Raw genomic sequence first — 13,658 nt, forward strand, 5'->3', positions numbered from 1 at the left:
GAAGGGGCGGGGTGGGGAAGGGCCCGCGCAGCGGCGAGCGGTGGGGCCGCGGCGGCGGGCCGCGCCACAGGCCGGCCCGGGAGCCACCCGTGGGCTACCGGCGACGCTCCATCAGTTCGTCGTACACGGAGAGCACTTGCGCCACCGTGTCGTCCTCCGTCGGCCACGTCGCCGCCTGGGCCCGGCCCGCGTCCCCCAGGGCCGCGCGGGCGCCGGGGTCGACCAGGAGGCCGGAGACCGCCGAGGCGAGGGCACCGGCGTCACCGTACGGCACCAGGACCGCCGCGTCCCCGACCAGCTCCGGCACCCCGCCGACCCGCGTCGCGACCAGTGCCACCCCCGCCCGCAGCGCCTCCTGGGCCAGCAGGGACCGCGCCTCCCACCGGCTCGGCAGCACCGCCACGTCCGCCGCCGCCAGCAGGTCGGCCACGTCCGACCGCCTGCCCAGCAGCCGCACCGGCAGCCCCTCGGCCTCGATCCGCCGCGCCAGCGACGCCCGCAGCGCGCCCTCGCCCGCGATCACCAGCAGCGGTACGGGATCCAGCTCCCGCCAGGACCGGGCCGCGTCCAGCAGTACGCCGTACCCGCGGTGCGGGACGAGGCTGCCGACCGCGATCAGCAGCGGCCGCTCCACCGCCCCCAGTTCGGCCCGCACCTTCCCGGGGTCGGCCGGGCCCGGGCCGGCCACCGGCACCGTCACGGGGGCCAGCCGGGCGTCCCGCGCCCCGCGCCGCCGCGCCAGGTCCACCTGGTCCGAGGTCGCGCCGAGCACCACCGCCGCGGACCGCGCGACCCGCCGTTCCAGCACCCGGGTCAGCCGGCCCAGCAGCCCCTCGGCCCCCGGCCCGCAGCCGTGCCAGGTGACCACCAGCGGCACCCGGAAGCCGCGCAGCGCCAGCGCCGCCCGCATCCCGGCGTGCACGCCGTGCGCGTGCACCACGTCCGCCCCGGCGCACGCGGCCCGCAGCGCGCTCACCGCCGCCGGCGTGAACTGCGCCCCGGCGCCCGTGAAGTCGTACTCCCCCTCCGCCTCGACCGGCGCGCACACCGTCACCCGCACCCCGCGCGCCGCGAGCCCCGTGGCCAGCGACCGCACGTGCGCGCTGCTCCCCGCCCCGCCGCCGGGGACGCCCGCGCAGGCGTCCCCGAGGACCTGGACGGTACGCAACGGCGGCCGCCCGTACGACGGGGCCTGGACCGGAACCGGTGTGCTGCTCACGGCCGGAGCTCCTGAGTGACGAAGGCAGGGACGTCGCCCAGGATGCCAGCCCGTACGCGCGTTCCGGGACCGTACGGGGAGGGATCCCACGCAAGAGCACGCGACTTCCGGCGAAGCGTCACCCACACGGGCTACATATCCGGCCCGGGGCCCGTTGCCGGTACCCCCTGCCATGCTTCACCGGACCGGCGACCGCGACGACGACACGGCCGGGCCGGGCCCGGCGCGGCGCGGGGCTACGCGTCGGCGCGCGCCGCCGCCAGCAGTTCCTCCGCGTGCGCCCGCGCCGTCTCGGAGTCCTCCTGGCCCGCCAGCATCCGCGACAGTTCCCTGACGCGGTCCTCGCCCTCCAGGACCGTGACGCCGCTGCGCGTCACCGAGCCGTCGTTGGTCTTCTCCACCAGCAGCTGCCGGTCGGCGAAAGCCGCCACCTGCGGAAGGTGCGTGACCACCACGACCTGCGCCGACTTCGCCAGCTTCGCCAGCCGCCGGCCGACCTCCACCGCCGCCTTGCCGCCGACACCCGCGTCGACCTCGTCGAAGAGGTACGTCGGGACCGGGTCCGAGCCCGCGAAGACGACCTCGACGGCCAGCATCACCCGGGACAGCTCACCGCCCGAGGCACCCTTGGCGATCGGCCTCGGCTGCGCGCCCGGGTGCGGGGCGAGGAGCAGCTCCACCTCGTCCGCGCCCGACGGCCCGTACGCGACCGGCCGGCCGCCGACCTCGACCCCGGCCGGGTCCTCGGTCTGGCGGATGTCGATCGTCACCCGCGCGTGCGGCATCGCCAGCGACGCCAGCTCCGCGGTCACGGCCGACGCGAACCGCGCCGCCGCCTCCGTACGGGCGTCCGTCAGCGCCTGGGCCAGCCCCGACAGTTCCGCGCTCAGCGCGTCCCGCTCGGCGGTCAGGTCCCCGATCCGCTCGTCGTCGCCGTCCAGCTCCAGCAGCCGCGCCGAGCCCCGCTCGGCCCACGCCAGCACGGCGTCCACCGAGTGGGCCGCCTTCGTGTCGTGCCCGGCGGCCACCTCCACGCCGTACTTGCGGGTCAGCTGGGTCAGCGCCGCCCGCCGTTCCTCCACCGCCGCCAGCCGCAGCGGGTCGGCGTCGAGGTCGTCGGCGTACCCGGCCAGCTCCCCGGCCACGTCCGCCAGCAGGATGCCCACCTCGCCGATGCGTTCGGCGAGCACGCCCAGCGCCGCGTCGTGCGCGCGCACGGACTCCAGCGCCCGGTGCGCGCCCGCGACGAGCGTGTTGGCGTCGACGCCCTCGGGGTCCTCCGGGTTGCCGGCGAGCGCCGCGTGCGCGAGCTGCGCCGCCGAGGCCAGCGCCTCGGCGTGGCCCAGCCGCTCCGCCTCCGCGGCCAGCTCGGCGTCCTCGCCGGCCCGCGGCTCGACGGCCGCGATCTCGTCCAGCCCGAAGCGCAGCAGGTCGGCCTCCTGGGCCCGCTCCCGGGCCCGGGTGGTGATCTCGTCCAGTTCGGCGGCGACGGCCCGCAGCCGCCGGTAGGCGGCCCCGTACTTCTCCAGCGGTACGGCGACGGCCCCGCCGGCGTACCGGTCCAGCGCCTGCCGCTGCCGGGCCGGCCGCAGCAGGCCCTGCTGGTCGGTCTGGCCGTGGACGGCCACCAGGTCGTCGGCGAGCTCGCCGAGCAGCCCCACGGGCACCGAGCGGCCGCCGACATGGGCGCGCGAGCGCCCCTCGGCGGAAACGGTCCGGCTGATCAGCAGCGCCCCGTCGTCCAGCTCGGCCCCGGCCTCCTCGGCCCGCACGGCGGCGGGCGCGTCCGGCCGCATGACGATCCGGCCCTCGACGATCGCCGCCTTGGACCCGATCCGCACCAGCGCCGGGTCGGCCCGGCCGCCGAGCAGCAGCCCGAGGCTGGTGACCACCATCGTCTTGCCCGCGCCGGTCTCGCCGGTCACCGCGGTGAATCCGGGCGACAGCTCGACCACCGCGTCGTCGATGACACCCAGCGACCGTATCCGCATCTCCTCAAGCACGTCCTGCACCATACCGAGGTTTCACCGGTGGCATGCGACGGCACCGTGTGACCCGGCACCGATCGGGTTACGGATCGGTGCCGGATCGGACGGGCGGGCCCGTACCCGCCTCAGTGCGGCGCCCCGCGCCACCCCGAGACCGGCAGGGCGAATTTCGCCACCAGACGGTCCGTGAAGACCGCGTGGTGCAGCCGAGCCAGCCGGACCGGCACGCTGCCCCGGCGGACCTCCACACGGGCGCTGGGCGGCAGCTCCAGCGTGCGGCGGCCGTCGCACCACAGCACCCCGTGCGGAGTGCCCGTCTGGACCTCCACCGCCAGCACCGAGTCCGGCGAGGTGATCAGCGGCTTCGCGAACAGCGCGTGCGCACTGATCGGCACCATCAGCAGCGCCTCGACCTCCGGCCACACCACCGGCCCGCCCGCCGAGAAGGCGTACGCCGTGGAGCCGGTCGGGGTCGCGCAGACGATCCCGTCGCAGCCGAACCCGGAGACGGGCCGGCCGTCGATCTCCAGCACCACCTCCAGCATCCGCTCGGGGGACACCTTCTGGACGGCCGCCTCGTTCAGCGCCCAGTCCCGGTGGACCACGTCACCGTTCGTCCGGACGAGGACGTCGAGCGTCATCCGCTCCTCGACCTCGTACTCCTTGGTGACGACCCGGTCCACGACCTTGTCCAGGTCGTCGCGCTCGGCCTCGGCCAGGAAGCCCACCCGGCCCAGGTTCACGCCCAGCATCGGCACCCCGGAGGCGCGCGCGAACTCCGCGCCGCGCAGCAGCGTCCCGTCACCGCCCAGGACGATCAGCAGCTCGCACCCGTCGAGCACGTCGGGGGTGCTCTCCTCGACCAGCTCCACCTCGGATGGCAGCGACACGTCGCCCGCCTCGTGGCGCAGCAGCCGTACGCCCAGCCCGCACCGCAGCAGTCCCTTGATCACCAGCTCGGCGCTGCGGATGGCCGCCGGCCGCCCGGTGTGCACGAGCAGGAAGACGGTCCGCGCCGTCGCGGGCCCGAGCCCGGAATCCTGTGCCGAATCCACCGATCCCCCTGTTGAAACTGTCACCGCGGCCCCTCCGCCACTGCACGGTCAACGTCCGCCGGGTCGAGTGCCGGTGCCCCCGCCCGCAGCCAGAGAAAATATTCGACGTTCCCCGAGGGCCCGGGCAGCGGACTCGCGGTCACCCCGAGTACGCCGAGCCCCAGCGCCCCCGCCGCCCGCGCGACCTCGCGCACGGCTTCCGCGCGCAGCTCGGGACTGCGGACGACGCCCCCGCTGCCGAGCCGCTCCTTGCCCACCTCGAACTGCGGCTTGACCATCAGCACCAGGTCGGCGTCCGGCGCCGCGCAGCGCACCAGGGCGGGCAGCACCAGGCCGATGGAGATGAACGACAGGTCGCCGACGATGACGTCGACGGGGACGCCGTCGATCTGCTCCAGCGTCAGCTCCCGGACGTTCGTGCGGTCCTTCACCGTGACCCGCTCGTCGCTCTGCAGCGACCACGCCAGCTGCCCGTAGCCGACGTCGACGGCGACGACGTGACCGGCGCCCGCGCGCAGCAGCACGTCGGTGAACCCGCCGGTCGAGGCGCCCGCGTCCAGGGCCCGGCGGCCCTCGACGCGCAGCCCCAGCGGAGTGAAGGCGGCCAGTGCGCCGGCGAGCTTGTGACCGCCGCGCGAGACGTAGTCGGGGTCGCTGTCGTCCTTGAGGACCACCAGCGCGGCGCTGGTCTCGACCTGGGTGGCGGCCTTGGTCGCGGTGGTGCCGCCGACGGTGACCCGGCCGGCGGCGATCAGCTGGGCCGCGTGCTCGCGCGAGCGGGCCATGCTGCGGCGTACCAGTTCGGCGTCCAGGCGGCGGCGTGCCACTCCTGCCACGTTCGGTTCAGCTCCTGTTTTCGTACGGACGAGTCGCGGGGGCTGCGTCCAGCGCGGTCAGCGTGTCCCGCAGTCCCCTGTGTACATCCTCGTACACCTCGACATGTCCGTCCGCCGGGAGGTGGTCGGCGTCGGCCAGCCGCTCCAGCAGGGCGTCCACCCCGGCGTGGCCGGTCGCGGTCCGTACGACGCCCAGCGGCGCGGGCCCGGCGGGCCCGTCCCCCGCACCGTCGCCCTCACCGGCACCGTCTCCGCCCGCGAGGGCGTCCGGCACGTCGTCCGCCGCCGCGTCCGGCACGTCGTCCGGTTCCGGGAACACTTCGTCGCTCATGCCCCGACGCTACCCCGAAGGCGTGCGGTACGGTCGTGATCACGATGGCGACGATCGAGGAGTGCCGAGCGGCACTCGACCAACTCTCCGAGAACCTGGCGCGGGCCGACGGCGACGTGCGCGGTGCGACCGCGCTCGACCGCACGCTCAGCTGCCACATCACCGACCTCGACCGGACCTTCACGGGCCGGCTCGAGGGCGGCCGCATCCATGTGGCCGGCCTCGCGGCGGGGCCGCCCGCGACGAAGGCCGAGATCCGGCTGGCGATGACCGGCGACGACCTGGTGGCGATGGTCGCCGGGCGGCTGAACTTCGCGAAGGCGTGGGCGGGCGGCCGCGTCCGCCTGGAGGCCGGCTTCCGCGACCTGCTGCGCCTGCGCTCGCTGCTCTGAGCGGCCGACGGCCGCGGACGGGCGGACGGGCGGCCTGCGCCCGGCCGCCCGCGCCCCGCTACGCCGTCGGGACCTTCGCCCGGGCCTTCCGCGCCGCCGGGACGACCAGCGGCGTACCCGTCTCCGGGTCGTCGATGATCTGGCAGCGCAGCCCGAAGACCTCCTCCACCCGCTCCGCCGTGACCACCTCGGCCGGCGGGCCCTCCGCGACCACCCGGCCGCCGCGCATCGCGATCAGGTGCGTGGCGTAGCGGGCGGCGTGGTTGAGGTCGTGCAGCACCGCGACCAGCGTGCGGCCCTGGGTCTCGTGCAGCTCCGCGCACAGGTCCAGGACGTCGATCTGGTGCTGGATGTCCAGGTACGTCGTCGGCTCGTCCAGCAGCAGCAGCGGCGTCTGCTGCGCCAGGGCCATCGCGATCCACACCCGCTGGCGCTGGCCGCCCGACAGCTCGTCCACGGCCCGGTCCGCGAGCTCCGCGACGCCCGTGGAGGCCATCGACTCCTGGACGATCCGCTCGTCCTCCGGCGACCACTGCCGCAGCAGCCCCTGGTGCGGGTAGCGGCCGCGCGAGACCAGGTCGCTGACCGTGATCCCGTCCGGCGCGATCGAGGACTGCGGCAGCAGCCCCAGCGTCTTGGCGACCTTCTTGGCCGGCAGCGACCCGATCGCCTGCCCGTCGAGCAGCACCCGCCCCGCCGCCGGCTTCAGCATCCGCGAAAGGGCCCGCAGCAGCGTGGACTTGCCGCACGCGTTCGGTCCGACGATCACGGTGAAGGAGTTGTCGGGTATCTCCACCGACAGGTTCTCGGCGATGACCCGCTCGTCGTAGCCGAGGGTCACGTTCTCCGCGGTCAGCCGCTGCACCTGCACTTGCGCACTCCCTTGTGACTTCATATACGTCCCGCCTTGCGCTCGGTGACGAGCAGCCAGAGCAGGTAGACACCACCGACGAGCCCGGTCACCACGCCCACCGGGAGCTGGTCGGCGCCGAAGGCCCGCTGCGAGGCCCAGTCGGACACCAGCAGCAGCACCGAGCCCATCAGCGCGGCGGACACCAGGTTCGACCCGGGCGAGCGGGTCAGGCGCCGGGCGAGCTGGGGCGCCGCCAGCGCCACGAAGGAGATCGGGCCGGCTGCCGCTGCCGCCGCCGTGGTCAGCAGGATCGCCGCCAGCATCAGCAGCATCCGGGTACGTTCCACCCGTACGCCGGCCGCGTACGCCGCGTCGTCGCCCATCTCCATCATCCGCAGGGCCCGCCCCTGCCCGAGCACCAGCGGGAACAGCACCGCGCAGGCCACCGCGAGCGGCCAGACCTGGGCCCAGTCCCGCCCGGCCAGCGAGCCGGTCATCCACACGATGCCCCGGGCGGCCTCGGTGTCCTGGGCCTTGGTCAGCAGGAACTGGATCACGGCCACCAGCACCGCCGAGGCTCCGATGCCGACGAGCACCAGCCGGTAGCCGTGAATGCCCTTCTGGTAGGCGAGCAGATAGATGACGAGGCCGAGGAGGAGGCCGCCGACCACCGCCCCGAGCGCGACCTCGGTGGCGTCGCCCTTGAAGACCGTGATGACGACGAGTGCGCCGACCACCGAGCCGTATCCGAAACCGAGCAGGTCCGGGGAACCGAGCGGATTGCGCGACACCGACTGGAAGAGCGCGCCGGACATCCCGAGGGCCGCGCCGACCAGCAGCCCGACCAGGGCCCGCGGCAGCCGCAGGTCGTTGACGATGAAGTCGTTCGCGGGCGTGCCGTTGCCCAGCAGGGTCTGGACGACGTCGGCGGGCGCGATCTGGAAGTCGCCGGTGCCGATCAGCACGACCGCCATCGCCAGTGCGGCGACGAGCAGCAGCACCCCGGCGACCACGGCACGCGGCTCGACGCGCAGGGACAGCCCGCCGGGGCCGCGCAGCGCCCGGGGTCGGGGCCGGGAGACCCGGCCCTCGGGGGACTTGGCAGTCACGGTCACAGCTGGGCCATCCTCTTGCGCCGAACCAGGTAGATGAAGACGGGCCCGCCGATGATCGCCGAGACGATGCCGACCTGCAGCTCGGCGGGGCGCGTGACGACCCGGCCGATGACGTCCGCGCCCAGCAGCAGCACGGGCGAGAGGACCGCCGAGTAGGCGAGCACCCAGCGCATGTCGGGCCCGGTGAAGACGCGGACGAGGTGCGGGACCATCAGGCCGATGAAGACGATGGGCCCGCAGGCCGCCGTCGCCGCCCCGCACAGCAGGGTGATGGCCACCATGGCGGTGATCCGGGTCCGCGTCAGATGCGCGCCCAGCGCCCGCGCGGTGTCGTCGCCCATGGCCATCGCGTTCAGGGGCCGCCCCAGCGCCAGCGCGAGCACCGCGCCGGCCAGCAGGAACGGTGCGACCTGCGTGACCGTGTCCATGGTGGCGGAGGCCAGCGAACCGACCGACCAGAAGCGCAGCTTGCCCAGCGCCTTGCTGTCCATGAGCTGGACGGCGTTGACGTAACTGACGAGCGCGAAACTGGCCGCGGTGCCGGCCAGCGCCAGCCGGACCGGTGTGGCGCTCCGGCTGCCGCCCAGGACGTAGACGACGACCGACACCACGGCCGCGCCGGCGAAGGCGTACCAGACGAACTCGCTCAGGCTGCTCGCGCCCAGGAAGCTGATGGCGGAGACGACGGCGGCGGCCGCACCGGCGTTGACGCCGAGGATGCCCGGCTCGGCCAGCGGGTTGCGGGTCAGGGCCTGCATGACCGCGCCCGACAGCCCGAGCCCGAGCCCGACCATCAGCCCGAGCAGGGTGCGCGGCACCCGCAGGTCGCGCACCACCACGTCGGAGGTCGTGCCCGTGTAGTGGAACAGGCCGTGCCAGACCTCCTCCAGCGGCATCTGCTTGGCGCCGACGGCGATACTCGCCACCGCGATCAGTGCGAGGGCGCCGAGGGCGAACAGCAGACCGGCGGCGCGCGCCGCGTGCCGCGGGCGGACGGCGGCGACCGGCGCCGCGCTCTCTTTCGGGGGACTCTCAGCCAACACGAAGGTTAGGTTAGCCTACCCTCCGACCCTGTTGATCAGGTGTGCTGCCCCGAGGCCGCCCCGCGACACCACCCGGCACCGCCAGGCACTGCGCGGCACCGCCCGGCATCGCGCCCGGCATCCCCCGCCCGCTCAAAGGCCCAGCCGCGCCAGCGCCTTGTCCGCGTCCAGCTCGCAGGTTCCGTCCCCGGCCCGGCTCCAGGCCGCCGCGCACAGCGCCCGCAGCCCGTCCAGCGGATCCCCCTCGCCCGCCCCGTCGCCGTCCTCGCGCAGCTCCAGGGCGCCGTCCCCGGCGACCGCCGTCCACGCCCCGCACCGGAACCCCTCGCCGGCCGCCACCACCTCCGGCTGCCCGGTCAGCATCCCCCGCAGATCGCGGTCCACGTACGTCGGCCGGTGCCGGGGCTCGGCCCGCAGCAGCTGCGCCCCGTCCGTGACCCCGGTCAGCACCAGCAGCGAGTCCACCTCCCCGTTGAACGCCCCCTCGATGTCCGTGTCGAGCCGGTCCCCCACCACCAGCGGCCGCTCGGCGCCCGTCCGCAGGATCGTCTCCCGGTGCATCGGGGGCAGCGGCTTGCCCGCCACCTCGGGTTCCGCGCCCGTCGCGATCCGGACGACCTCGACGGCCGCCCCGTTGCCGGGCGCGATCCCCCGTGCGCTGGGGATCGTCAGGTCCGTGTTCGACACGAACCACGGCAGCCCGCGCGCGATCGCGTAGCTGGCCTCCGCGAAACGGCTCCACGGCAGCTCCGGCCCGCCGTAGCCCTGCACCACCGCCGCCAGGTCCGCCTCGTCCGCCGAGTCCACGGGCACCAGTCCGCGCTCGCGCAGCGCCACCCGCAGCCCCTCGCCGCCGATCACCAGCACCTTCGCACCGGCCGGCAGCCGCTCGGAGATCAGCCGGGCCACCGCCTGCGCGGAGGTGATCACCTCGTCCGCCACCGTCGGGATGCCCAGCTCGGTCAGGTGCTCGGCGACCGCGTCCGGCGTGCGCAGCGCGTTGTTCGTGACGTACGCCAGGTGCATCCCGTCCGCGCGCGCCGCCCCCAGCGACTCCACGGCGTGGGCGATCGCCAGACCGCCCGCGTACACCACGCCGTCCAGGTCCAGCAGGGCCGTGTCGTACGCCCGGTGCAGGCTCCGCTCGCTCCCGGAGGGCCTGGTCCTGCTCTGCCGACTCATCCGCCCGCTCCTCGTCCCCGCACTCCGGCGCCACCGCCGGACCGTGCGTGATCATGACCGAAATCCGTACTCCCCCGATCATCCCGCATCGCGAGATGCCCCTTACCATGCACCAATGACCCCATCTGGTACCGCGGAACACGGACTGCGCCTGATCCCCTTCCATGGCCTGCGCTATGTCCGGGAGCGTGTCGGCAGCCTCGCCGCCGTCACCTCGCCGCCGTACGACGTGGTCGTGCGTCCCGACGGCCTCAACCACCTCGAGTCCGCCGACCCCCACAACATCGTCCGGCTGATCCTGCCCCAGGCGGACACCCCCGACGCCCGCAACGAGCAGGCCGCCCGGACCCTCCACGACTGGCTCGCCGAGGGCGTGCTGTCCGCCGACCCCGAGCCGGCCCTGTACGTCTACGAGCAGCGCAAGGGCGATCTGCTCCAGCGCGGCGTCATCGGCGCCCTGGCCCTGTCCACCGCCGACGCCGGCATCGTCCTGCCGCACGAGGACGTCATGCCGCACGTGGTCACCGACCGGGCCGGCCTGATGCGTGCCACCTCGGCCAATCTCGAACCGCTGCTCCTGACCTACCGCGGCGACGACCCCGGATCCGGCGCCGCCCGCGTCGTCGAGGCCACCGCCGCCGGGACACCGCTGCTGTCGACCACCACGGAGGACGGTTTCTGCCACCGCCTGTGGTCCATCACCGACCCGGCCGCGCTGGCCGCCGTCACCGCCGACCTCGGCAGCCGCCAGGCCCTCATCGCCGACGGCCACCACCGCTGGGCGACGTACCTGCGCCTGCAGGAGGAGCACCAGAGTCCCACCGACTGGGACTTCGGCCTGGTCCTCCTGGTGGACACGGCCCGCTACCCGCTCCAGGTCCGCGCCATCCACCGGATGCTGCGCCGGCTGCCGGTGGCCGACGCCCTCGCCGCGCTCGGCGGCCGGTTCCGTACCCGGGTCGTCGACGGCCCGCTGCCGGCCGCACTGGACGCGCTGGCGGCGGCCACCGCCGAGGGCAACGCCTTCCTGCTCGCCGGCGACGGCCGCTTCCACCTGGTCACCGACCCCGACCCGGAGCTCATCGACCGTACGGTGCGGCACGACCGTCCGGAGGCCTGGCGCCGTCTCGACGCGACGGTGCTGCACGCCACCCTCCTCGACGCGGTGTGGCGGGTCCCGGACACCCCCGAGCACATCACCTACATCCACGACACCGAGGCCACCATCGCCATGGCCGAACGCACCGGCGGAACGGCGGTGCTGCTGCACCCGGTCCGCGAGGAAGTCGTACGGGACCTGGCCCGGCAGGGCGTCACCATGCCCCGCAAGTCGACGTCGTTCGGCCCGAAGCCGGCGACGGGCCTGGTCCTGCGCAGCCTGGACTGACCGACCCCGACCCCGGGGCTCTGCGGCAGCCCCCGACGGCCCCCGGACGACGGACACGGCACGACGAAGGGCGGTACCCCTCACCGGGGTACCGCCCTTCGTCTCATGCGTCAGCCGCCTCAGCGGTCGTCGCGCCCGTCCTGGCCGGACTTGTGCTCGACGTCCTCCTCGAAGATGACCTCGTCGGCGATGTCGTCCGCACCGAGGTCGCCGCCGGCGGGCCGGGTGTCCTCGTCCTCGTCGCCCGCCCCGACCGGCTCGTACTCTTCGTCGTCCTCGTCGTAGTACTCGGTCCGGTCCGCCGCCCGCTCGGCCGCGCGGACCTCCGGGTCGTCCGACTCCTCGTCGTCCTCGTCGGTCATCGCGTCGACGAACTCGACCCCGTCCATCTCGGCCAGCCGGTCGGAGGCGTCGGTCGCCCCGTCCTTGTCGGCCTCGACGGTCTTGGCGAACCACTCGCGCGCCTCGTCCTCGCGCTCGGCCGCCAGCAGCGCGTCGGCGTACGCGTAGCGCAGCCGCGCGGTCCACGGCTGGACGGAGTTGGAGGCCAGCTCCGGGCTCTGGAGGGTCACGATGGCGGCGTCCAGCTGCCCCATGTCCCGCCGGGCACCGGCCGCGACCAGCCGCATCTCGACCTGGCCGGCCTTGTCCAGCTTCTGCACCTCGGGCTCGCCGGCCATGGCCAGGGCCCGCTCGGGGCGGCCCAGACCACGCTCGCAGTCGGCCATGACGGGCCACAGCTCGACGGAACCGGTCATGCGGCGGGCGGCACGGAACTCCGCCAGCGCCTCGCTGTACTTCTGCGTGGCGTACGCGGCGAAGCCGGCGGCCTCGCGGACGGCGGCGACGCGGGAGGCCAGGCGCAGGGCGATGCGCGAGTACGCGTACGCCTGCTCCGGCTCCTCGTCGATCAGCCGCGCGACCATGACCAGGTTCCGGGAGACTTCCTCGGCCAGCCCCTTGGGCAGGCTCAGCAGCTCCTGGCGCACGTCGGCGTCGATCTCGTCACCGGTGACGTCCTCGTCGATCGGGAGCCGCTTGACGGGCTCGCGGTCGCGGAAGTCACGGTCCCGCTCGTCACGGCCGCGGTAGCCACCACGGTCATCACGGCCACCGCGGTACCCACCACGGTCGCCGCCACGGTCGTCACGGCCCCGGTAGCCACCACGGTCGCCACCGCGGTCATCACGGCCACCGCGGTAACCGCCCCGGTCGCCGCCCCGGTCGTCACGGCGGAAGCCGCCCCGGTCGTCGTCACGGCGCGGGTAGCTGGGACGCTCGCCGCGGTCGTCGCGACGGAAGGACGGACGGTCGCCACCACGGTCGTCGCGACGCGGGTAGCTGGGGCGGTCGCCACCGCGGTCGTCACGGCCGCGGAAACCACCGCGCTCGTCGTCACGACGCGGGTAGCTGGGACGCTCGCCGCGGTCGTCGCGACGGAAGGACGGACGGTCACCGCCGCGGTCGTCGCGACGCGGGTAGCTCGGACGGTCGCCACCGCGGTCGTCACGGCCGCGGAAACCACCGCGCTCGTCATCACGACGCGGGTAGCTCGGACGCTCGCCGCGGTCGTCGCGACGGAACGACGGACGGTCGCCACCACGGTCGTCACGGCGCGGGTAACCACCGCCGCCACGGTCGTCACGACGCGGGTAGCTGGGACGCTCGCCCCGGTCGTCGCGACGGAAGGACGGACGGTCGCCGCCACGGTCGTCGCGACGCGGGTAACCACCGGCGCCACGGTCGTCACGACGCGGGTAACCACCGCGGTCGCCACCGCGGTCGCCGCCGCGGTCGTCGCGGCCGCGGAAGCCACCGCGGTCGCCGCCGCCGGCCGGACGGCCGCCACGGTCGTCACGACGCGGGTAGCCGCCACCGCTGGGCCGGCCGCCACGGTCGTCGCGACGGTAGCCGCCGCGGTCACCGCCACGGTCGTCACGGCCCCCGCGGTAGCCGCCCCTGTCACCACCGTCGTTGCGACGGGGCTCGCGCTCCGGACGATCGTCGGGAGAGTTGGACATGGGTGTGACTCCTGTCTTCGGGGTACCGCTAGTCATTCTCGCGCAACCAGCCCATGGCCGCGCTCCGGCGTAAAAACGAGCAAAAACAAAAAGGACCCTTGGTCCTCAGCGTGAACGCTGAGGACCAAGGGTCCTTTGAAAGATTGTTCGGCGGCGTCCTACTCTCCCACAGGGTCCCCCCTGCAGTACCATCGGCGCTGAAAGGCTTAGCTTCCGGGTTCGGAATGTAACCGGGC

At 74.5% G+C, this 13,658-nt stretch carries 12 protein-coding genes, 1 rRNA gene and 1 pseudogene; 2 read left to right on the top strand and 12 right to left on the bottom strand.

Annotated features, from left to right (window positions below; genetic code table 11):
* Positions 1-94: 94 nt before the first annotated feature.
* The 5 genes from ACZ6KO_RS24155 to ACZ6KO_RS24175 form a co-directional block, all read right to left on the bottom strand.
* Positions 95-1,219, bottom strand: coding sequence for a glycosyltransferase family 4 protein (locus ACZ6KO_RS24155; RefSeq protein ID WP_469306058.1), 1,125 nt, complete (start codon positions 1,217-1,219; stop codon positions 95-97).
* Between the two features lie 236 nt (positions 1,220-1,455).
* Positions 1,456-3,234, bottom strand: coding sequence for a DNA repair protein RecN (gene recN / locus ACZ6KO_RS24160; RefSeq protein WP_469306059.1), 1,779 nt, complete (start codon positions 3,232-3,234; stop codon positions 1,456-1,458).
* A gap of 98 nt (positions 3,235-3,332) precedes the next feature.
* A complete protein-coding gene (locus ACZ6KO_RS24165) occupies positions 3,333-4,262 on the bottom strand; it encodes an NAD kinase (protein WP_469306060.1) in 930 nt (309 codons plus the stop codon).
* 20 nt (positions 4,263-4,282) lie between these two features.
* Positions 4,283-5,098, bottom strand: a complete 816-nt coding sequence (locus ACZ6KO_RS24170) for a TlyA family RNA methyltransferase (RefSeq protein WP_469306061.1) — start codon at positions 5,096-5,098, stop codon at positions 4,283-4,285.
* Between the two features lie 7 nt (positions 5,099-5,105).
* Positions 5,106-5,429, bottom strand: a complete 324-nt coding sequence (locus ACZ6KO_RS24175) for a hypothetical protein (RefSeq protein WP_469306062.1) — start codon at positions 5,427-5,429, stop codon at positions 5,106-5,108.
* Between the two features lie 44 nt (positions 5,430-5,473).
* Between ACZ6KO_RS24175 and ACZ6KO_RS24180 the strand changes: the two genes are divergently transcribed.
* Positions 5,474-5,821: an SCP2 sterol-binding domain-containing protein gene (locus tag ACZ6KO_RS24180; protein WP_469306089.1), complete on the top strand. Its 348-nt coding sequence runs from the start codon at positions 5,474-5,476 to the stop codon at positions 5,819-5,821.
* 58 nt (positions 5,822-5,879) lie between these two features.
* Here the strand turns inward: ACZ6KO_RS24180 and ACZ6KO_RS24185 are convergent, their stop codons facing one another.
* From ACZ6KO_RS24185 to ACZ6KO_RS24200, 4 genes are all read right to left on the bottom strand, one after another.
* The gene (locus ACZ6KO_RS24185; RefSeq protein ID WP_469306063.1) at positions 5,880-6,716 is read right to left on the bottom strand and encodes an ABC transporter ATP-binding protein; all 837 of its coding nucleotides are present in this window, start codon (positions 6,714-6,716) and stop codon (positions 5,880-5,882) included.
* Entirely contained in the window at positions 6,713-7,789 is a 1,077-nt protein-coding gene (locus ACZ6KO_RS24190) for a FecCD family ABC transporter permease (protein ID WP_469306064.1), read from the bottom strand. Before ACZ6KO_RS24190 ends, ACZ6KO_RS24185 begins: the two co-directional genes overlap by 4 nt.
* Positions 7,786-8,832 carry a FecCD family ABC transporter permease gene (locus ACZ6KO_RS24195; RefSeq protein ID WP_469306065.1) on the bottom strand — a complete coding sequence of 349 codons (1,047 nt, stop codon included), beginning with the start codon at positions 8,830-8,832 and terminating at the stop codon, positions 7,786-7,788. The genes ACZ6KO_RS24190 and ACZ6KO_RS24195 overlap by 4 nt, the downstream gene beginning before the upstream one ends.
* A gap of 132 nt (positions 8,833-8,964) precedes the next feature.
* Positions 8,965-10,014, bottom strand: a complete 1,050-nt coding sequence (locus ACZ6KO_RS24200; RefSeq protein WP_469306066.1) for an HAD hydrolase-like protein — start codon at positions 10,012-10,014, stop codon at positions 8,965-8,967.
* Between the two features lie 115 nt (positions 10,015-10,129).
* Here ACZ6KO_RS24200 and ACZ6KO_RS24205 point away from each other — a divergent pair, with 115 nt between their 5' ends.
* On the top strand, positions 10,130-11,401 hold the full coding sequence (locus ACZ6KO_RS24205) for a DUF1015 family protein (RefSeq protein WP_469306067.1): 1,272 nt from the start codon (positions 10,130-10,132) through the stop codon (positions 11,399-11,401).
* A 119-nt stretch (positions 11,402-11,520) separates the two neighbouring features.
* Here ACZ6KO_RS24205 and ACZ6KO_RS24210 read toward each other — a convergent pair whose 3' ends face one another.
* The 3 genes and pseudogenes from ACZ6KO_RS24210 to rrf form a co-directional block, all read right to left on the bottom strand.
* Positions 11,521-12,390 carry a tetratricopeptide repeat protein gene (locus ACZ6KO_RS24210; protein WP_469306090.1) on the bottom strand — a complete coding sequence of 290 codons (870 nt, stop codon included), beginning with the start codon at positions 12,388-12,390 and terminating at the stop codon, positions 11,521-11,523.
* A 144-nt stretch (positions 12,391-12,534) separates the two neighbouring features.
* A pseudogene (locus tag ACZ6KO_RS24215) lies at positions 12,535-13,203 on the bottom strand (tetratricopeptide repeat protein); the annotation flags it as partial.
* Between the two features lie 364 nt (positions 13,204-13,567).
* Positions 13,568-13,658 (bottom strand): 5S ribosomal RNA (gene rrf / locus ACZ6KO_RS24220); the annotation flags it as partial.

The sequence above is a fragment of the Streptomyces sp. NPDC042102 genome (assembly GCF_055582305.1).